Source organism: Enterococcus sp. CR-Ec1, from assembly GCF_002850555.1.
Taxonomy (GTDB): Bacteria; Bacillota; Bacilli; order Lactobacillales; family Enterococcaceae; genus Enterococcus_D; species Enterococcus_D entomosocium.
On the sequence record NZ_CP025223.1, the window covers coordinates 1491626 to 1511657 of the forward strand.

Genomic DNA, 20032 nt, shown 5'->3' on the forward strand with positions numbered 1-20032 from the left:
AGGAATCGATTAGTAGGCAGTATACAAATGAAAGGAGGCCGTTATATGCAAAAGTTACGCACGGTCGTGTTTGGCGATATGACGATCGACTACTATCAATCCGCCGAATCTGTGGAATGGCTCCTTAGCCCAACTTCTTTGCATCATGAAGTACAGCTACCTAAAAAGACCAAATTTGATTCCTTGATTCAAGCAAAACTGATAGGTGATGATTACCCAAAAGGGTTCAGCACAGGGAGTACGATGCGGAATAGTGCAACAGTCAAAAGCCTTCGATTAGTGAAACAAATCGATAAACAGGAATCGAATAAAAAAGAAATTGCTACCATCTTAGCTGATGATAGAGGAAATCACTATACCCATAATGTAAGCTGGCAGATAGGGTTTCCAGTAATAGAAACTTATGTGACCTTTGAAAATCGGACGAAGATTCCCCAGATGCTTGAAATGTTGGCAAGCTTCTCATTGAGTAATCTTAGTCCATTTTATGACGAGAATCCAATAGGCAATTTGAGCTTGATCCGCTATCAAAGCAAGTGGAGTTTTGAAGGGCGTAAAACCATACAATTGCTTGAAGACTTACAGCTTGAGCCCTCATGGAAGCCTTCTGGTGTAGGATTAGAAAAATTTGGGCAAGTGGGTTCGATGCCAGTTAGAGGGTGGTTTCCGCAAGCGGCAATCTATGACAAACAAAAGGATATTACATGGGCAGTTAGTCTTGCGCAACCAGGATCATGGCAGTTTGATGCGTATCGTCTTGATGAGGATTTTTGTTTGTCGGGTGGATTAGCAGACCGAGATTATGGCCATTGGCTAAAAGCTGTTATGCCGGGTGAAGTTTTTGTCACTCCAAAAGCATACCTAACCGTCACTTGCGGGAATGAAGCAAGTGCCGCCCAAAGATTAACAAAGATATTGACGTTACCTTTGGCACAAAAACAGCATCCTACGGAAGAGGATTTGGCAATCCAATTCAACGAATTTTGTACATCTTGGGGACGACCAACAGAAGCTATGACTTTGAAAAATTTGGCTGCCTTAAAAGGGAAAGCGATTCAATATTATGTCATTGATGCTGGCTGGTATGCCAATCAACATGGATGGGAACGTAGTCATGTTGATTGGCAAGTAAGTTCGTCACAGTTTCCCAATGGATTAGAGACGGTGATCGCTGCTATCAAGCAGCATGATCTGATTCCGGGCATTTGGTTTGAAATTGAAACAGTCGGAGATCAGTCAGTTGCCAGTACGTTTTTTGAACATCTATTGAATAAAGATGGACAGCCTCTAACCGTCGGCAATCGACGCTTTTGGAATATGCGAGATCCTTGGGTCATTGACTATTTACAAGAGAGAGTAATCAATTTTTTAACGTACTATGATATCGGATATTTGAAAATCGATTATAATGAAAATTTTGGGATCGGTTTTGATGGGAAGGAATCTTTTGGCGAAGAAAGTCGCTTACAGCTGTTGGCAACACAGGCATTTATTAAGCGTATTCAGCAGCAATTGCCTGATTTAATCATCGAAAACTGTTCGTCAGGCGGTCATCGCTTAGAGTATTCAATGATCCAACTGACGGATCTGTCGAGCTTTTCTGATGCTCATGAGGCAATCAGTGTCCCAATCATAGCAGCAAATTTGCATGACCATCTTTTACCGAGACAAAGCCTGATTTGGGCGGTCATTAGAAAGCGAGATTCACCCCAACGGTTGTTTTATTCTTTGATCAGTACCTTTTTAGGAAGAATATGTCTATCCGGCGATATCAATGAGCTTTCCAAAGAGCAGTGGAAAGTGATTGATGATTGTTTCGTCTTTTACGATCACTGTCGTCCTTTGATCAAGGATGGAACGACAACTGTCGTCCGAAGTCAGATTCTTTCCTATCGAAAACCAACTGGTTATCAAATCGTTCAACGGGAACTTGGTGATCAAGCCTTGCTCATCATTCATAACTTTGACCAAACAATGGTTGAACTACCTATGGATTTTCGTACGATTCTTCATACCTGTGGATTTGAATGCCAGGGAATCCAGCTTCAAAAGAAGAAAAATAAGTGGTACCTTTCTTTTCCTTCTCCCTTAATGGGGTGTGCGATGCTCATTAAGCTTCGTTAGCATTTTCTTTCTATCAAAATTCAATCATTAAATAGCCTTTTAAACTAAGTAGAATAGAGGAAGTGACCGCTCAAAGTTAGACGAAAAATGCTAACTTTAAGCGGTCACTTTCAAATTCTGAAACGAACCAGTTTGGGGGATACATGGTTTCTTCTAATCTAAATGGGGAAGATTCAACACGAACAATGAGTTTCAATCTAACAAAACTTGTTGTGCAAGCGGTAATGGAGCATTTGTCAAACATTTGGCAACTAATTTGGCGACGGCTGTAGCACCTTGGTTATTCAAATGCGTGTTATCCGTAATGCCGGCTGGATAATTGGGGTGCTGGTTTTTTTCTAAATGAAGAAAATAGGTTTTCGCCTGTTGTGGTTCCAGTGCTGAAAAGAACCGTTGTGTTGCGGCAAAAAGATCCAGACAGACCACATCCAAGGAGGTAGCCAAAGCACGCATTGCTTCTGGGTAAGGACCGACTGCCAAAGGATCAAGTTGCTGTTGGTCCACGTAATGCAAACGAGTGATCGAGGTCAATAGGATCGGTGTCGCTTGCTGCTGGCGTGCCGTTTGCACGAAGGTTGCTAAATTATGCTGATATTCTACAGGTGTCGTACCACGACTATCTGTTTTTTGATCGTTGTGTCCAAATTGAATCAAGAGATAATCACCAGCATATAGTTCTTTTTTTGCCTGCAACAAGCGTCCTTCTTCAATGAAGCTTTTGGAGGAACGCCCATTTTTTGCCAAGTTGACGATTTGATGCTGGGGGAGATAGCGTGAGATCTTTTCACCCCAGCCCGTTTCTGGACGAGCGCTAGGCTCTTTGATCGATGCGGTGGAATCACCGACGATGACGATTTTTTCCATTGTCTTTCTCCTAAAATTTGAAGTAGTTGTTGGCGTTTTGATAACAGACATTTTCTACTAATGGTTTTAGCTGACGAAGATCAGCAGGTGCTTCACCACGTACAACGATCTCAGCAAGCCATTCACAAAAGACGCGTCGGAAATATTCATGACGGGTGTAAGACAAAAAGCTTCTTGAATCCGTCAGCATGCCGACAAAGTTAAAGATCACACTGCCATCTGCGAATTTCGTCAATTGGTGACGCATGCCTGCGCGGGTGTCGTTATACCACCAGCCAGATCCTAACTGCAATTTATTATTGCCTTCTTGCTGGAAGCACCCCATCAAAGCGACGAGTGCATCATAGTCATTGGGATTTAAGGAGTAGAGAATCGTTTGAGGCAAATGGTCCTGCGCATCAGCAGCGTTCAATAATTTCTGCAAGTTTTGAGTCAGTGGTTGATCATTGATGCCATCGTAGCCCGTATCTGGTCCCAAGTGCTCAAACATTCGTTGATTGCAGTTACGGTACGCATGGACATGCAATTGCATCGTCCAACCATGTTCGTGATACAGCTTCATCAGTTCAACTAGAACATTGGTTTTGAAGAACGAGACTTCGTTTTCCTCCAAAGATTCTCCAGCTAATGCTTTGGCAAAAATTGCTTCAAGAGATAACTGTTCGTCCGCAGCATACACTAAAGTATCCAGCGCATGGTCAGACAAGCGGCAGTGATGCTGGTGAAAGTAGGTTACACGGTCCCGCAAGGCTGTCAAGAAAGCATCGTAGGTAGTGATCGCGTTTTCGACACTCTTTTCGAGTTTGGTAACATAGGTAAGAAAATTCGGATGGTCGATTTGTAACGCTTTGTCAGGTCGAAAGGTCGGCAAGACCCGAAAACGTTGCTCTGTTTGGCTTAATTGGTGATGATAGTGAAGATCATCGACTGGATCATCTGTGGTGCAAACGATCTCGACTTTACTGCGAGCAATCAAAGCTCTTCGGGTAAAGTCTTTTTGCTGCAATTTTTCGTTGCATAGCCTCCACAAAGTTTCGGCATTTTCTTCAGTAACGGGAAGATCGATCGCAAAAAATCGCTTTAACTCTAAATGGGTCCAACTGTAAAGGGGGTTTCCCACCAATTTTGGCACTGTTTGACACCATGCCAAAAATTTTTCATAATCACTGGCATTGCCCGTAATCGCTTCTTCGGGTACGCCACAAGCGCGCATCAATCTCCACTTGTAATGATCGCCACTTAGCCATGCCTCGGTGATAGTTTTAAAGGGCCGATCCTCATAGATTTCTTTCGGGTCTAGGTGGCAGTGGTAATCAATAATCGGCAGCTCTTTGGCATAGTCATGGTAAAGGGTTTGAGCAATTTCATTTGGCAGTAAATAGTTTTCATTTAAAAACATGTCGAACCTCTTTTCTTTGGTTATAGTGTCACACCATTTTTAAAGATGGCGATCTCACGAACGTTGTTGGCTTCATTACGAGTCGGTTTTCCACTGGCAGTATCGATGATCGCTTGAATAAAGTCTTCCAGCACGACCTCCATCGGCTCTTCCAACAAGCGACCAGCGTTGAAATCCATCCAGTGGGGTTTCTTATGATAAATCTCTTGATTCGTGGCAACTTTCATGGTCGGCACATAGGCACCAAATGGCGTGCCGCGACCAGTAGTAAATAAGACGAGTTGGCAATCGGCAGAAGCCAGTGCAGAAGCGGCAACAAGGTCGTTTCCTGGACCTTCCAGCAGGCTCAAGCCTGGCTTACGGAGTTTTTCCCCATATTTTAAGACATCGACGACAGCGGAAGTCCCAGATTTTTGGGTACAGCCTAATGACTTATCTTCTAGCGTAGTGATACCGCCTGCCTTATTGCCAGGAGAAGGATTTTCATAGACCGGTTCACCGTAAGCAAGGAAATAATCTTTAAAGTCGTTGATTAGATGGAGAATTTTTTCAAAGGTTGCTTCATCTTGTGCACGCGCCATCAAGACTTGTTCAGCGCCAAACATTTCGGGTACTTCCGTCAAGACCGTGCTGCCACCTTGAGAAACTAAAAAGTCAGAAAATGCCCCTAACAAAGGGTTGGCGGTGATCCCAGAAAACCCGTCAGAACCCCCACATTTTAACCCGATCTTTAGCTCACTCAAGGGAACGGCTTCTCGTTGATCCTCTTTTGCTGCTTCCAGTAATTCTTCTAATAAGCTTTCGCCGACCGCAATTTCATCGTCACTTTCCTGTGCCACCATAAATTTGACGCGCTTTGGATCGTAGTCACCCAGGTTTTTCTTAAACTCGGGAACGGTGTTGTTCTCACAACCTAAGCCAAAGACCAAGACGCCACCGGCATTTGGATGATGCACCGCATCAATTAAAATTTGACGGGTGTTTTGATGATCTTGGCCTAACTGGGAGCAGCCGTAGGGATGTTTAAGGATCGTAATATGATCAAAGGTGCCAAGATCTGGATGATTCTTCTTGAAGTTTTCAACAATGATCTCAGCGATACCATTGATACAACCAACTGTTGGCACGATCAGTAAATCATTACGAATTCCAACTTTGCCGTTTGCTCGACGGTACCCTTGGAACGTCGCAGCCCTTTTTGGATAACGGACGGGATGCAAATCGGGGGCATAGGTGTATGCTAAGGTACCAGAAAGGTTGGTTTTGACATTGTGGGTATGCAACCATTGGCCAGTTTTCACGTCAGCTAAAAGATGTCCAATGGGATAGCCATATTTGATCACGTCTTGTGATTGTGCTAGATCTTTGAGGGCGATTTTGTGTCCTTGTGGAATATCCTCAAAAAGGGTGATCGTTTGGTCTTCAAATGAAAGGGTCGTTTTAGCAGCTAGTGGTTTTAATGCGACTGCGACATTATCATTAGGGTGCAATTTCAATAGTTGCGCGGGTGTTTCTGTTAATGTGCTGGACATAAAGATTCTCCTTTATTTCAAACTTGGCTCAGGGGTGTCAATCGACGCAAGTAACTGGCGGGGTCCGTCTTGTTTTAGACATGCGCACATTTCATTGATTGTCGCTGTCATAAAGCTCAGGTCTGCATGCCAGAGTTGCTCATTTTTTAATAGAGCGGCGATCTGTTCTTCTGCTGGTAATTGTTTCACTTGCTGAAATATGGTTGTCACTAGGTCATCATCTTGAAAAGGTCGAGTGAGATAGAAAGTCAGCAACCCTGCCAGTGCGGCAGTGATTCGTTTTGGTAACTGCTGGTTTTGTTGGACATAACGAGTTAAGACTGGTTGAAGACGCGCACGGAATTTTGAGACGCTGTTTAAAGCGATCGATTGCAGCTGATGCTTCACATAAGGATTTCTGAAGCGCTCTTTGATTTGTTCCGCATAAGCTGCAAGCTGCGCTTTAGGCAAATCAAGCATTGGAATCAACTCTTCCAGAAAAAGACCATCCAAAAAGGCTGCAAAATCACGGTCGTTCATTACTTCTTCAACGGTTTCTAAACCAGCTAAAAGACCGAGTGGAACCATCGCCGTATGAGGACCATTTAATAAATGTACTTTTTGTTCACGATAGGGGGTCATATCTTCTGTCACGATCACATTCAACCCAGCTTCTTGCAAGGGAAGCTTTTCGGCTACGCCGCTTCCTTCGATCACCCAGAGCATAAAGGGTTCCGCAGTGACCATTACGGCATCCTCATAGCCAAGAATCTCTTGGTATTGTGCCACTTTATCGCGAGGATATCCTGGAACGATCCGATCGACTAAGCTGCAGCAGAAGGTGTTTTCTTTTTCTAACCAGTTGACGAAGTCTGACTCCAAAGACCATAATGCGGCATATTGTAAGACGATCTCTTTTAGTTTTTCACCATTCCGATCGATTAATTCACAAGGAATGATCAAAAATCCCGGTTTTTGTCGTTGAAAACGACGATACAAAAGAGCGGTCAGTTTTGCAGGGAAACTGTGGGGAGGGGTATCGTATAAGGTATCCTCTGGGTGAAACGCAATACCTGCTTCCGTCGTATTAGAAACGATGATCTCGAGTTGCTCATCTTCGGCTAAAGCAAGATAGTCTTCCCATTGCTGATAAGGATTCAGCACTTGATCAATGGTGGAGACGACTTCAAATGTTTGAGAAGGAGCGCCATCGACAAGTCCTTCTAAGATAACGGTGTAGAGATTTTCTTGTTGTGCCAACAGCTCTTTCAAGCCGTGATCAATCGGCTGTACCACAATGGCACTGCCATTAAAAAGACCTTGCTTGTTCATTTGCTGCAGCTGCCAGTTAAAAAAGCCCCGCATAAAATTGCCTTCCCCGAATTGAATCACTCGGGCTGGATAGGTTTGATGGGGTTGTTCGGTAATTTTTTTCATAGAATCCTCCTTAAAAAATAGTTATGCACACGTTAACATTTTTGCGTAAGCGCTCTTGAAAACAAGAGGCTTACAGCGATTGACGAATGATTAACGAGGTATCAAAGAAATGTTGTTTCTCAACTACTTGATTGGCAAATGCTTGCAACAGCAGAGTTGCTGCCAATTGACTCATTTCATAGACTGGTTTGCGGATCGTTGTTAAAGGGGGATACGTATAGGGAGAAAAAGAACTATCATCAAAACCGATGATACCGATCTCCTCTGGGATCTTTCGTCCTGCTTGATGACAGGCATTGATCGCCCCGATCGCCATATCATCATTGGCGCAAAAAATCACTTCAGGTGGTTCAGGTAAAGCGAGTAGTTGCTGGGCACCCAGCTGACCACTTTCCAACGAGTAGTCGCCAGCTACGAAGTATTCTTTCGGGCAGACAAGCTGCTTTTCTTGAATCGCTTTCATAAATCCTTTGCGACGCTCTCTAGCGGAACCAAAGGAAGCGATCCCTTCGATCATGGCGATCTTTCGAAAGCCTTGTTCAAGCACATAGGTCATCATTTGATAGACCCCTTGGGCATCATTACTAGTGACATTCATCAAGGTTGCATCCTGCAATTGACGATTCAAAACGACGATGGGAATGTTTTTCTTTGAAAGAGCAGCGATAAAGCCGTCATCACGATCACTTTGACTCATCACGATCGCTCCATCTAGGCGATTCGGCTCTTCATCAAATGTATCGGATTGCAATAATTCATGAACCGCCAAAGTATATTCGGATGGTAGGGTATCACTGATTCCTTTGATCACTTCGACTAAAAAGCTATCGGAAGTACCAATGGATAGATGAGAAAAATAAAGACCAATGATATAAGATTTCTGATTCACCAGACTTTTGGCATTGACATTGGGCACATAGTGTAAAGATTCAGCGATGGCTGCGATCTTCTTTTTTGTTTCTGGCTTGATTAATGGGCTATCGTTTAACGCACGAGAAACAGTTGTATGTGAAACACCAGCGACTTTGGCGATATCTTTGATCGTGACCATAGAAAACCTTCTTCCTTTTTGCTTGATTCAAGCATAGCTTGTTCCCACGAGAATGTCAATACACCAAGGATGCACACGTGAAACATTTTTCGAAATAACATAGGAACTTTTTCTGGGATGTGCTAGTATAAAAGAAGATAGTTAGGTAATGGGAGGGAGTCTATGAAATTCTTTTTAAGCTATCATCAAACATCCAACTTGTTTTATAAAATATTTATTTTGATTTTTCTAATTGGTAGCGCTTTAATCATTGGGTTTAGTGGGGTCATTTATCATCGAACGTATCAAAACATTCAAGAAACGTTTTTGCAAAGTCAACATAATTTGGTCAACCAAGTCAAAGAAAATCTGGATCAAAAAATTCAGATGGTAGAGTATGCCTTTTCTACATATAGCAGTACTCAAAGCTTTTCCGATACGATGGAACAGCCATTTTCCGTGACGAATTATCGACAAGTGCGAGAGATCAATTCGCAACTTGCTTACATTGGTGTGATGGGGATCGAAAACGCCAGCTACCAATTGGTGAATTTGAATCAGCATTGGAAAATCGAAGAAGGCTCCTTAAAACAGATCGATGATACTGAATTCGCTGCTTTTCAAGCGTTGATTGACAACCAACGCTACTTGTATTGGTTGCCAGAAGATGGCTATTTAAAAATGGTGATGACGCTGCCTGTTTTTCGACAGGAAACCACTGCTTTGGGGATCGCTGAAATCCAAGACCATACCATTGCACAGTTGGTGGCAGATCATGACGATTCCTTTTTGAATATATTTCATGCGGACGGACAACTACTTTTCGATAATGGTGAAGTGATCGATTCTGACTTACACGAAACAATGATCGCAGCTGCCCACGACGATGGCATCTTCACTGACAAAGAAAACAATAAGTATGTGGTCACACAATCGGATTACAATCAGTGGTATCATGTGATCCGGCTGGCACCTGCCAGTGTTTCGCAAGCAATCCGTGAATTAAGAAGCGGTTTGATCGTGATTGGCAGTCTTTTGATCATCCTCTTTTTATTAGTATCCTATCGCATTGCGATCGTGGCTACCTCACCCATCAATCGGATCGGAGAGCTTTTAAAGCCCAAAAAACAAGGTCAGAAATTAGAAGTTAATCAGTTGATTTCCGATATCGACCAGGTCTTACATCAAAACCACGATCTCGCCGTCAAAGTTGAACACCAAAAGCCCGAGTTAGAATCCTTGTTTCTATTAAATTTGTTCCGCGGCTGTATCTCAGAAGCAGATAGTCACTTAAAACTGTCACAATTTGGGTATGAAGTATCCGAAACGGAACACTTTGCCGTATTACTGATTCAAATCGATGATTTGTGTGGACGAGAAACAGCGACTATTGATATTTTCTTGCTTGCCATCGAGAATCTCGTTTCTGAAATCATTCCGGCGAATTTGCGTTTTCAGCCAATCATCTCCAGTCAAGAAACCCAAGGAACAATTTTAAAGCTTCCTGAATCAGTTGACCAAAAACAAGTATTGACCTATTGTCAAAAGATCCATCAAGCAGCAAAAGATTACTTGAAAATCAAAATAAGTTGTGGGGTCTCACAATCCTACGACCGCCTCGTAGAAACCAAATTAGCGGTTGATAACGCCAAAGAAGCCTTGCACTATCGAATGAATTTAGGGGAAGAAGTCATTATCTTTTTTGACGACATTGCGGCACAATTAGACAATAACGTGATCGTTCAGTACCCTAGAGAAGAAGAAAGCACCTTTTTGGATGCAATGCGTAGTGGGGATCTAGCGACCATCAAAACGAGTTACACAGAAGTCGTACGCGAAATCATTCATGAAAACAAAAATCCGTTGACGATTGAAAGTGCCTTGTTTAAGTTGATCAACAGTATCGTTCAGCTAGGACAACTCTTAGGAGCAGATCATACTAGCTTGCAGAATAGTCGTAAAGTTTATCAATCCGTGCTCAACCAAACCAGTTTGTTCAAAGTTGAGCAAATCATCTATCAAGAGTTAGTTTTACCTATCGTTGAAACGACACAAGCCAAAACAGATCGAGAAATTCGCTCCTTGTCTGAAAAGATGGTCTTGATCGTACACCAACAATACGACCAAGATCTCTCCTTAGATAGCATTGCTGAACAGTTGCATTATAATGCCAATTACTTAAGTAATGTGTTTAAAAAGGAATTATCCATCAATTTTGCCGATTACTTACAAAACTATCGATTGCAAGTCGCGAAAAAGTGGTTAAGAGAAACCGATTTGACCATCAAAGAAATCGCCGCCAACCTACAATATACCAACTCTCAAAACTTCATCCGCTTTTTCAAAAAGAAAGAACAGATGACACCCGGAGAGTATCGCAAACGATCCAAAGACTAAAAGAAAAAAAGCGTTTTTGATCAACGATCAAAAAACGCTTTTTTTCTTTGCTGCCTGTTGGTTACCCTTTGACGGAACCAACCATGGCACCTTTCACGAAATACTTCTGGACAAATGGATAGGCGATCAACATTGGCAAAGTCGCAACGACGATCACGGCCATTTTCACGGATTGTGCTGGGGGGACAACATCGACACTAGCGGCATCGGCGTTCATCCCGCTGGAGACAATCACGATTTGTCGAAGGAGCACTTGGATCGGCCATTTCGCTGAATCATTGATGTACAAAATCGCTGATTGATAAGTATTCCAATAACTAACAGCGTAGAACAAAGAGATCGTCGCAATCGATGGTAAGGAAAGAGGTAAGATGATACGGAAAAAGACGCCCCAATCAGAGCAACCATCCATTTTTGCGGATTCCTCTAAACTATCAGGAATCCCTTGGAAAAAGTTTCTCATAATGATCATATTATATGCACTGATGGCGCTCGGTAAGATCAGTGCCCAGAGAGAATCGATCAAGCCGAGGCTTTGTACCAAAATAAAACTTGGGATCATCCCTCCGCTAAACAACATCGTAAATACGACAATAAAATTGAAGATGCCACGTCCATGCAAATATTTTCTTGAAAGAGCATAGGCCATAAAAGAGGTCAAGATCATTGAAAGAACCGTTCCGACGATGGTCACAAAAAGGGAAACACCAATACTCGTAAAAATCGTGGGAGTCGAGAGAATATACCGGTAAGCATTTAAGCTAAATTCACGTGGGATAATGATAAATGTTCGTGTCGCAATCTCAGAAGAAGAAGCAAAGGAGCTTCCGAGAATGTTCAGAAAAGGCAAGAGACACATTAAGGTAAAGAGTAGTAGAAAACCGATAATAAATCCTTGAACAACCCGTTCACTCTTCGGGCGGTTCGTTTTTTTTAGGGTTTGTTGCATAGGAAAAACCTCCATCTTTTTTTACTTAAATAGGTATTTCCAACGTATCATGAGGCGGGGACAACGTATATAATCACTTTTACATGTTAAAAAAATCACAATCATGACAAACGTTGATAAATCAATGGTTTTCCAATTCGACCGAGAAATAATCCTAAAAAATGTATGCCTTTCCAATGCTGAGAAAATGATTATATACGTTATCTTTCTTACACGCTACCATGGGACTATCAAATCAAAAAAACTCGGAGGAACAAGTATGGAAACAAAAGTTGATAATTACTTCTCGCCACTTACTGAAGAAGAACAGCGACTGCGGTTGAAAAAGAAAAAATGGGCGCAAATCAGAAAAAATCGTGCGCTCTATATTATGGTATTGCCAGGTATTTTATATTTTATTATCTTTCGTTACATTCCAATGGGCGGTTTAGTCATCGCTTTTCAAGACTACCAGCCATTCTTAGGGATCTTAGGCAGTCCCTTTGTTGGGTTTACTCATTTTATTCGGCTCTTTACTGAAGATACTTTTGTGATGTTGATGCGCAACACGCTGATCATGTTTTTCTTAAATATCACGATTTCCTTCCCTTTTCCTATTTTATTGGCGCTTATGTTAAATGAAGTAAATAACCGTCGCTTGAAAAAAAGTATCCAGACGATTATTTATTTGCCTCATTTTATGTCGTGGGTGATCGTAGTTTCAATCTTCTACGTCCTGTTGACGACTGAAGGCGGTGTGATCAATAACATGATCGAAAGTCTTGGTGGGGAACGTATCCCATTCTTAACTAGCCGTACTTGGCTACGTCCAATGTACATTTTCCAAGATCTTTGGAAAGGTGCCGGTTGGGGGACGATCGTCTATCTAGCCGCTATTACCAATGTTGATGAACAGCTTTATGAAGCTGCGGATATGGATGGGGCTGGCAAACTACGTAAAATGTGGCACATCACGTTGCCGTGTATTCGTCCGACGATTGTGACCTTAATGATTTTAAAAATCGGTTCGATCTTAGATATGGGCTTTGAGCATATGTTCCTATTAATGAACTCAATGAACCGTGAGGTTGCCCAAATCTTTGATACCTTTGTCTATACCGCCGGGATTCAAAATGGTCAATTGAGTTACTCGACAGCTGTTGGGCTGTTTAAAGGTCTTGTAGGTTTGATCCTCGTTGTTTTTGCGAATCGTTTGGCGAAAAAAATTGGGGAAGATGGTATCTATTAAGAAAGAGGGGATCATATGACGATTGAGAAAATCACGAAAATCAACGATGGGCTAACCGCGTTTTTGACCCTGATCGCCCTTCATTTTCTTTGGCTAAGTGTGACACTTCTGGGGGGAATCTTTTTGGGAATCGGACCAGCCTCGTATGCCATGATGAAATATTATGATCGCTGGCTTCGTCTTCACGAACGACCGCCTTTGATCAAAAGTTTTTTCTACTATAGTAAAGAACGGTTCCGACAATCGGTGCTGATCAGTTGGTTGTTTCTCATCATTGCAGCGATCGTGATCACCAACATATTTGCGCCATTTCCATGGTTTATCCAAGTAGCGAATGTCCTCTTTTTGATTGCGTTTCTCTTTTTATTCATGCACGTGTATACCGTCATGGCAGCCACTAACTTTGTGACCGTGTTTGAGATCCTGCGAGGGAGTGCGTTGTTAGGTTTAGGCTATCTGCATTATTCGATCATTAGTTGGTCGATTTTGATCGTTGGCTATTTAGTTCTTGGCAGCTATTTCTTGATCGGCCTCATTTTGATGGGGAGCAGCTTAGTTGGTGGTGTTTTTGCCCTTGCTGGTAAAAAAATTCTTCAAGATATCCACCCAATTGAAACAGATCAGGTGGTTTCAAAAACGGCATCGACTACGGAGCAAACCGTTGCCAGTAAAGGAGATGAGGTCATTATCTAAAGAAAACGGCTCAAAGACTTTTACTGGTCCGTGAACAAAACGGTCACTAGAAAACACCTGAAAAATAGCAAAACAAGTTGAACCCTCATGAAATACAGCCAGTAAAACGGATTCATTGAAACAGCTCTATGAATTGAGGAGACTACAATAAAAGGAAGTATCGTACATGAAGAACTATTCGGAAATTGCTTTGAACACATTATTTGAGCGCTATGACTACTTATGCAAAGAAAAAATTTATCACGGAAAATGGTCCTATGACATCGGGGTCGTTTTGCAAGGCGTGAAAGAAGCCTATGAACAGACTGGTGACAAACGCTATTTCGACTATATCCAAAACACGATGGATGTTTATATTGACGAAGACGGTCGTATCAAAAACTATCAGATGGATGCGATGAATATCGATTACATCAATAATGGCAAATGTTTATTCTTGCTATACAAAGAAACAGGAGCGTCAAAATACAAGATCGCCTTGGACACGCTGTATCAACAATTACAGCAGATGCCAAGAACGAGCGAAGGCGGGTTCTGGCATAAAAAAATCTATCCGTATCAAATGTGGTTAGATGGCTTATATATGGGGGCCCCATTTTTGACAGAATACGCACTGACATTTGATAAAGAAGAAGCATTGGCAGATGTAATCAAGCAATTCACCTTATGCTTTACGCATACCCTAGATCCAAAAACGGGTCTTTTGTATCACGCGTGGGATGAACAAAAAGTCCAGCCGTGGGCAGATCCCAAGACCGGTTGTTCAAAAAATTTCTGGGGACGGTCAATGGGATGGTTCATGATGGCTCTCACAGATACGATGGTGCTATTAGGGGAATCAGAGCTGAAGAATCCATTAGAAAACATGTTTGTCTCCTGTCTAGAACCTCTTGCTAAAGTAAGAGATCCCCAGAAAAAAGTGTGGTATCAAGTCTTAGATAAAGGCAGGGAGCGTGGGAATTATTTAGAAGCATCCGCTTCTTCAATGATTTGTTACGCAACAGCGAAAGCGGTCAAAGCAGGGATCATCGATCAAAAATGGCAAGTGTTTGCCCAAGAGACCTATCAAGGATTGCTGGATGAGTTTGTCTTTTTAACAAAAGAAGGTTGGTTGAATCTGATCAGAAACTGTGAAGTTGCTGGTCTTGGTGGACCAGATAATCGGGATGGTACGTTTGTTTACTATATCAGTGAACCCGTTATCACGAATGATTTCAAAGGATACGGTGCCTTTTTACAAGCGAGTTTACTGCTGCAACCATTAACGGAGGAAGGAAGCAAGAAATGAATATCCAATTGACTACAGCTGATTTACAAGGAAAAGAAGGTCTGTTGACAGAAGCGATTCAAGAAAAAATTGATGAATTGCATCAACAAGGAGGAGGCAGAATCACTTTTTCAGCAGGACGCTATCCGACGGGTGCGCTCTTTTTAAAAAGTAACATTGAACTGCACCTACTATTGGGGGCGACCTTAGTATTTTCTGATGATCCCAAAGACTATCCCGTCGTCGTGTCTCGCTGGGAAGGGGTCAAACGGGAAGTTTATGCCTCTTGTTTATATGCCGAGAATGCGGAAAATATCGCTGTCACAGGACTAGGAATGCTTGATGGGCAAGGGCAAAGATGGTGGAAGACCTTTCGGGAAAATCGTGAACAGCTTGCTTATCCACGACCAAAATTAATCAGTTTTGACTCTTGCCAGCAAATTACGTTGAAAGATATCCGTCTTGTCGATTCACCCAGTTGGACCGTCAATCCGATTCTTTGTCAAAATCTAACGATCGATAATCTTCGCATCAAAAATCCAGCGGATTCGCCAAATACGGATGGGATCGATCCTGAATCTTGTAAAAATGTCCGCATCAGTAACTGTCATATCGATGTTGGTGATGATTGCATCGCCATCAAATCAGGAACGGAGGACACTAAAGAACGGGTCGCTTGTGAGAATATCACGATCGTAAATTGCCATATGCTTCATGGGCATGGGGCCGTCGTTCTAGGGAGTGAAATGAGCGGCGATATTCGTAATGTCACTATTAGTAATTGTATTTTTCAAGATACCGATCGTGGGGTTCGTTTGAAATCACGTCGTGGACGTGGCGGAACGATCGAAGATATTCGAGTGAATAACATTGTGATGGATAATGTCATCTGTCCATTCACTTTAAATCTTTACTATTTCTGTGGACCGAAAGGCAAAGAAAAGTATGTTTGGGATAAAAATCCGTACCCGATCACCGAGGAAACCCCTCATTTCCGGAGAATTCATTTTGCAAATATCTCGGCTCGGAATGTCCATGCGGCCGCTGGGTTTGTTTATGGCTTGGCTGAACAATTTATTTCAGATATCACTTTCCAAGATATTGCCGTCTCTATGGCTGAGCACCCAATTCCAGGAAAGCCTGCGATGATGACAGGTATCGAAGAGATGACAAAACAAGGTTTTTATATTGGCTGTGGACGGAATATTCAGTTTGATCGTATCAATTTGGAAGGTGTAACTGAAGCGTTCCATATCGAGAATAGCCGGGAAATCACCGTCACACAGTCATTTGAGAATCGTCAGCCTCTGGCATTTCAAGGAGATTTTTTGTGAGGGATCCTCAGTTACTTCAGCTGCTAGGTCCTGATATGAAAGTTGCACCACAAGTGGTTCAGCAAACAAAAGAGCAGGTGCAAAATTATACCTTGGAACATTTACTTCTACGATTAAATCAAGAAGAGGATGTCCCTGCATACTTTGCTTATCCCAGCTCTCAGCAACCTGCTCCACTCGTTTTGTTCAATCATTCTCATGGCGGCGACTTCACGATGGGGAAAGAAGAACTGCGACAAAGTCCACCGTATATGCAAAAAGAAAGCCTATTCGCTGCATTTATGAAGCTGGGCGTCACCGTTGGAGTGATCGACATGTGGGGCTTTGGCGAACGAAAAAACGGTGAGAATGATAGCTACAAGCGGTTTCTGTTGCAAGGCAAAACATTATGGGGACAACGAATCTATGACAATCAACAGTTTTTAACCTATCTTGCTTCCCGTAAAGAAGTGAAACGTTCCGCTATCGCCACATTGGGACTTTCTATGGGGGGCTTGATGAGCTGGTGGTTGGCAGCGCTAGATGAACGGATATCAGTGGTGGTGGACATGGCAGCACAAGTGGACTATCAAGCATTGATCGAAGAGGACCGTCTAAGCAAACATGGGTTTTACTATTATGTTCCTAATGTGTTGAAAGACTTTACGACTGCGGCGATCCAAAAACAGATCGCACCACGCCCGCGTTTAAGTTTGGTTGGCAAAGAGGATCGTGGCTGCCCCTCAAGCGGCGTCGCTCGTTTGGATCAGCAGGTCGGGCAGCATTATGAAGCAATAGGCTACAAGGAGCATTGGCAGGCGTGTTGCTTGCCAGGTGGTCATGAAGAAACCAAGGAGATGAGAGCGCAGTGGATCGAATTTCTAAAACAACACCTCCTATCAAGCTAAAGGTTAGTAAAGAGCCGCAAAAGGGTGATTTTACGAGTATCCAAGCAGCCGTGTTGGCTGCTGAAGCCTTAAACGCACCTTGTGAGATCACGATCGCCTCTGGCGTGTATCAAGAACAGGTGAAAATCTATAAAAACCAGCTTACGTTGATCGGGGAACCTAACACGTTCTTATGCTACCACTTGGCTGCCGAGCAAACCGATGAAAATGGGCAAAAAAGAGGAACCTTTCAAACAGCGACGCTCTTTATCAATAGCCGAGAAGTCTTTGTAAAAAACCTGACCATCATCAATGACGCAGGGTATGGGCAAGCAGTCGGGCAAGCAGTTGCCGTCTATATCGAAGGGGATGACATTCGCTTCGAACGCTGTCATCTCGATGCTTTTCAAGATACCTTGTGTCTGGGTCCATTGCCAAAATATACCAAAGAAGGCGAACCAATGATCAGTCCTTGGCGAAAAACAATCTTTGACCAACAACAGAGTTTGTTTTTGCATTGCAGGATTAGTGGAACAGTCGATTTTATTTTTGGCGGTGGGTCCGCCACCTTTGAAGAGTGTCGCTTGCATTGTAAAAATACACCACAAACGAACTACGTTACTGCTGCCTCAACTAGCAAACAAGCAAGCGGGTTAACCTTCGATCGGTGTCGGGTGACAGGGGACAAAGCCTATTATCTAGGCCGCCCTTGGCGCAATGAAGCCAAAGTAACCTTTTTATCCTGCTGCTTTGATCAACAGCTCGCCCCTTGCGGATGGTCTGATTGGGGAAAAACAGCAAACCACCAAACGGTCGCGTTCACGGAGCGAATGTGTTGTTATCAATCAAGCCCCAAACGTCCTGAATGGGTGACTATCGAAGGAGTGATAGAAAAATGAGCAAGGCAAAATGGTCTGGCTGGATCGGGATGGTTCTCGCTCTGGTGTTGATGGGCGGCTTTTCCTTGGCGATCAATCAAATGACTGTCCAGCAGTTCGAAGAGATCTTTCAACGTGCGTTTCCCACTGTACTGAATCAAATGACGGCAGAAGCAGCATTGGCGCAATTTCAAACACTCGGTGCTTGGTTTGGCTTCACGCTGTTGGCACTCCTGATATTGGTTTCAGTGGCGACGATGCTGGTTCGCTATCGTAATTATCGAAAGCAATCTTGTGCTATTTATTTTTTGACTGGTGTCGTGACATTGATTGGTAGTCAAATGATCGCTTTTCCGATTGCCTTTTGTTTCTTTTTAGCGGCGGGTTTTTGTTTTCTCCATCGCGATGATCGACACAACAAAAAAACAACGGACACAGTCAGCAAACAAGGAGGGGTTGCATGAAGGCAGTGATCAATAATCCGATTTTAAGAGGGTTTCATCCTGATCCGAGTATTTTAAAAGTCGAGGATACTTATTATTTAGCGGTTTCTTCCTTTGAGTGGTTGCCAGGAATTCGGGTCTACTGTTCTCGAGATCTAGTCAATTGGTCCCATGAAACAGATATTCTGACCAATCAGGTGGATTTATTAGGTAACACAGCAAATTGCAGCATTTGGGCACCGCAAATCAGTTACGCAAACGGACAATACTATTGTGTCTATACAAATGTTCGCAACACGACACGCCCCTTCAAAGACTGTCGAAACTATCTCATCACGGCTCCTACGATTCATGGGCCATGGAGTGAGCCCATTTACTTAAATGGTAGTGGCTTTGATCCGTCCTTGTTTCATGATCAAGAGGGGCGTATCTGGTTACTGAATGCGCTTTGGGATTATCGTAAGGATACACCAAATAAATCGGTGGGGATCGTGCTCCAAGAATACTCTGAAGTACAAGGCCGCTTGATCGGTGACAGAGTGCCAATTTTTTCTGGAAGCCAGCTGGCGAAGACTGAAGCACCGCATCTTTATTACCACAATGAGTGTTATTACTTACTGACGGCAGAAGGAGGAACGGGTGCAGGTCATGCGGTAACGGTTTGTCGTAGTAAAACCATCACTGGGCCTTATGAAGTAGATCCGCATTTTCCCATGATGCGTGCCTATCAGCGCGAAGATTCCCCTTTTCAATGTACAGGTCATGGCAGTTTGACGATTGCACCATCAGGAGAATGGGTCATGAGCTATTTGATGACTCGGCCAGTAGAAGAGGCAGCGATCCTTGGACGAGAGACGGCACTCCAAACCGTCTATTGGGATCACGAAGGATGGCTGCGTCTTAGCAATGATGATACGATCCCAGATCAAACCATCAGACTCGCTAGCGACGCTCAGAAGCAAAGGGCATCACCTGCTGTTTTTATGGATGATTTTAAAGGATCATTGCAAAAAGCATGGAACGGTAGGCGATTGCTGCCCAATGAAGAGTGGTGCAATCTGAGTAAGCGACCAGGGTTTTTGCGATTGATCGGCGGAGAATCGATGCAATCGAACTTTCATAAGCACTTATTGGCGATTCGTCAACAAGACTTTTGTTTTGAAGCTGAAACAGTGATGGAATACCACCCCCAATCGTTTAATCAGATGGCTGGATTGTCGCTGTTCTTAAACGAAGAAAACTATTTGTTTTTCTATGGGACTTATGATGAAAAAGACGGCAAGATCCTTCGTCTGATTCGGTGTTGTGAAGGAGAATTTCACTTGTTCCCAGATAAATTGCCCCTCGCTGCTTCAAGTGAGCCGATCGGATTGAAAGTAGTCGGTTCTTATCTAGAAGCAGAATGGTTCTATCGGCAATCACAAACGTGGCATCCCTTTAAAAAGCAAAACATCCAGTTCTTGTCTGGTGGTTTTACAGGGAATTTCATTGGAATCAGTGCCCATGATCTAGATCACTTTGCTGGAAGCTATGCCGATTTTACGTACTTTAAGTATCAAGGGAAAGATCCGCTCGATGATGATTCCCTAAAAATAGAGAAAGAAGGGTAACG

16 protein-coding genes are annotated in these 20032 nt (G+C 43.1%); 10 read left to right on the top strand and 6 right to left on the bottom strand.

Annotation, left to right across the window (positions count from 1 at the left end; translation table 11 throughout):
- The first annotated feature begins 45 nt into the window (after positions 1 to 45).
- Positions 46 to 2124, top strand: a complete 2079-nt coding sequence (locus CXM95_RS07140) for a glycoside hydrolase family 36 protein (protein ID WP_158297428.1) — start codon at positions 46 to 48, stop codon at positions 2122 to 2124.
- A 192-nt stretch (positions 2125 to 2316) separates the two neighbouring features.
- Here the strand turns inward: CXM95_RS07140 and CXM95_RS07145 are convergent, their stop codons facing one another.
- From CXM95_RS07145 to CXM95_RS07165, 5 genes are all read right to left on the bottom strand, one after another.
- Entirely contained in the window at positions 2317 to 2988 is a 672-nt protein-coding gene (locus tag CXM95_RS07145) for a rhamnogalacturonan acetylesterase (protein WP_016621185.1), read from the bottom strand.
- Positions 2989 to 2998: 10 nt separating this feature from the next.
- Entirely contained in the window at positions 2999 to 4387 is a 1389-nt protein-coding gene (gene uxaC / locus CXM95_RS07150) for a glucuronate isomerase (protein WP_086372815.1), read from the bottom strand.
- 20 nt (positions 4388 to 4407) lie between these two features.
- Complete coding sequence (locus CXM95_RS07155; protein ID WP_016613301.1) at positions 4408 to 5919, bottom strand: UxaA family hydrolase; 1512 nt, start codon at positions 5917 to 5919, stop codon at positions 4408 to 4410.
- A gap of 12 nt (positions 5920 to 5931) precedes the next feature.
- Complete coding sequence (locus tag CXM95_RS07160) at positions 5932 to 7335, bottom strand: tagaturonate reductase (protein ID WP_086338116.1); 1404 nt, start codon at positions 7333 to 7335, stop codon at positions 5932 to 5934.
- A gap of 70 nt (positions 7336 to 7405) precedes the next feature.
- Positions 7406 to 8386, bottom strand: a complete 981-nt coding sequence (locus CXM95_RS07165; RefSeq protein WP_086338117.1) for a LacI family DNA-binding transcriptional regulator — start codon at positions 8384 to 8386, stop codon at positions 7406 to 7408.
- 162 nt (positions 8387 to 8548) lie between these two features.
- On the opposite strand from CXM95_RS07165, the gene CXM95_RS07170 reads away from it, so the two are divergent.
- Positions 8549 to 10762 carry an AraC family transcriptional regulator gene (locus CXM95_RS07170; protein ID WP_101698939.1) on the top strand — a complete coding sequence of 738 codons (2214 nt, stop codon included), beginning with the start codon at positions 8549 to 8551 and terminating at the stop codon, positions 10760 to 10762.
- 61 nt (positions 10763 to 10823) lie between these two features.
- Here CXM95_RS07170 and CXM95_RS07175 read toward each other — a convergent pair whose 3' ends face one another.
- Positions 10824 to 11711: a carbohydrate ABC transporter permease gene (locus CXM95_RS07175; protein ID WP_008381527.1), complete on the bottom strand. Its 888-nt coding sequence runs from the start codon at positions 11709 to 11711 to the stop codon at positions 10824 to 10826.
- 259 nt (positions 11712 to 11970) lie between these two features.
- Here CXM95_RS07175 and CXM95_RS07180 point away from each other — a divergent pair, with 259 nt between their 5' ends.
- The 8 genes from CXM95_RS07180 (at position 11971) to CXM95_RS07215 (ending at position 20030) form a co-directional block, all read left to right on the top strand.
- Complete coding sequence (locus CXM95_RS07180; RefSeq protein ID WP_008381525.1) at positions 11971 to 12939, top strand: ABC transporter permease; 969 nt, start codon at positions 11971 to 11973, stop codon at positions 12937 to 12939.
- 15 nt (positions 12940 to 12954) lie between these two features.
- Positions 12955 to 13632: a YesL family protein gene (locus CXM95_RS07185; RefSeq protein ID WP_005236490.1), complete on the top strand. Its 678-nt coding sequence runs from the start codon at positions 12955 to 12957 to the stop codon at positions 13630 to 13632.
- Between the two features lie 166 nt (positions 13633 to 13798).
- Positions 13799 to 14920: a glycoside hydrolase family 88/105 protein gene (locus CXM95_RS07190; RefSeq protein WP_016613303.1), complete on the top strand. Its 1122-nt coding sequence runs from the start codon at positions 13799 to 13801 to the stop codon at positions 14918 to 14920.
- Complete coding sequence (locus CXM95_RS07195) at positions 14917 to 16233, top strand: glycoside hydrolase family 28 protein (protein WP_016613304.1); 1317 nt, start codon at positions 14917 to 14919, stop codon at positions 16231 to 16233. Before CXM95_RS07190 ends, CXM95_RS07195 begins: the two co-directional genes overlap by 4 nt.
- Positions 16230 to 17120, top strand: a complete 891-nt coding sequence (locus CXM95_RS07200; RefSeq protein WP_016613305.1) for a dienelactone hydrolase family protein — start codon at positions 16230 to 16232, stop codon at positions 17118 to 17120. The genes CXM95_RS07195 and CXM95_RS07200 overlap by 4 nt, the downstream gene beginning before the upstream one ends.
- Positions 17081 to 17998 (top strand): pectinesterase family protein, encoded by a 918-nt coding sequence (locus CXM95_RS07205; protein WP_016613306.1) that lies wholly within the window; start codon positions 17081 to 17083, stop codon positions 17996 to 17998. Before CXM95_RS07200 ends, CXM95_RS07205 begins: the two co-directional genes overlap by 40 nt.
- On the top strand, positions 17995 to 18441 hold the full coding sequence (locus tag CXM95_RS07210) for a DUF4064 domain-containing protein (RefSeq protein ID WP_008381512.1): 447 nt from the start codon (positions 17995 to 17997) through the stop codon (positions 18439 to 18441). The genes CXM95_RS07205 and CXM95_RS07210 overlap by 4 nt, the downstream gene beginning before the upstream one ends.
- Positions 18438 to 20030 carry a glycoside hydrolase family 43 protein gene (locus CXM95_RS07215; RefSeq protein WP_016613308.1) on the top strand — a complete coding sequence of 531 codons (1593 nt, stop codon included), beginning with the start codon at positions 18438 to 18440 and terminating at the stop codon, positions 20028 to 20030. The genes CXM95_RS07210 and CXM95_RS07215 overlap by 4 nt, the downstream gene beginning before the upstream one ends.
- The last annotated feature ends 2 nt before the right edge of the window (positions 20031 to 20032 follow it).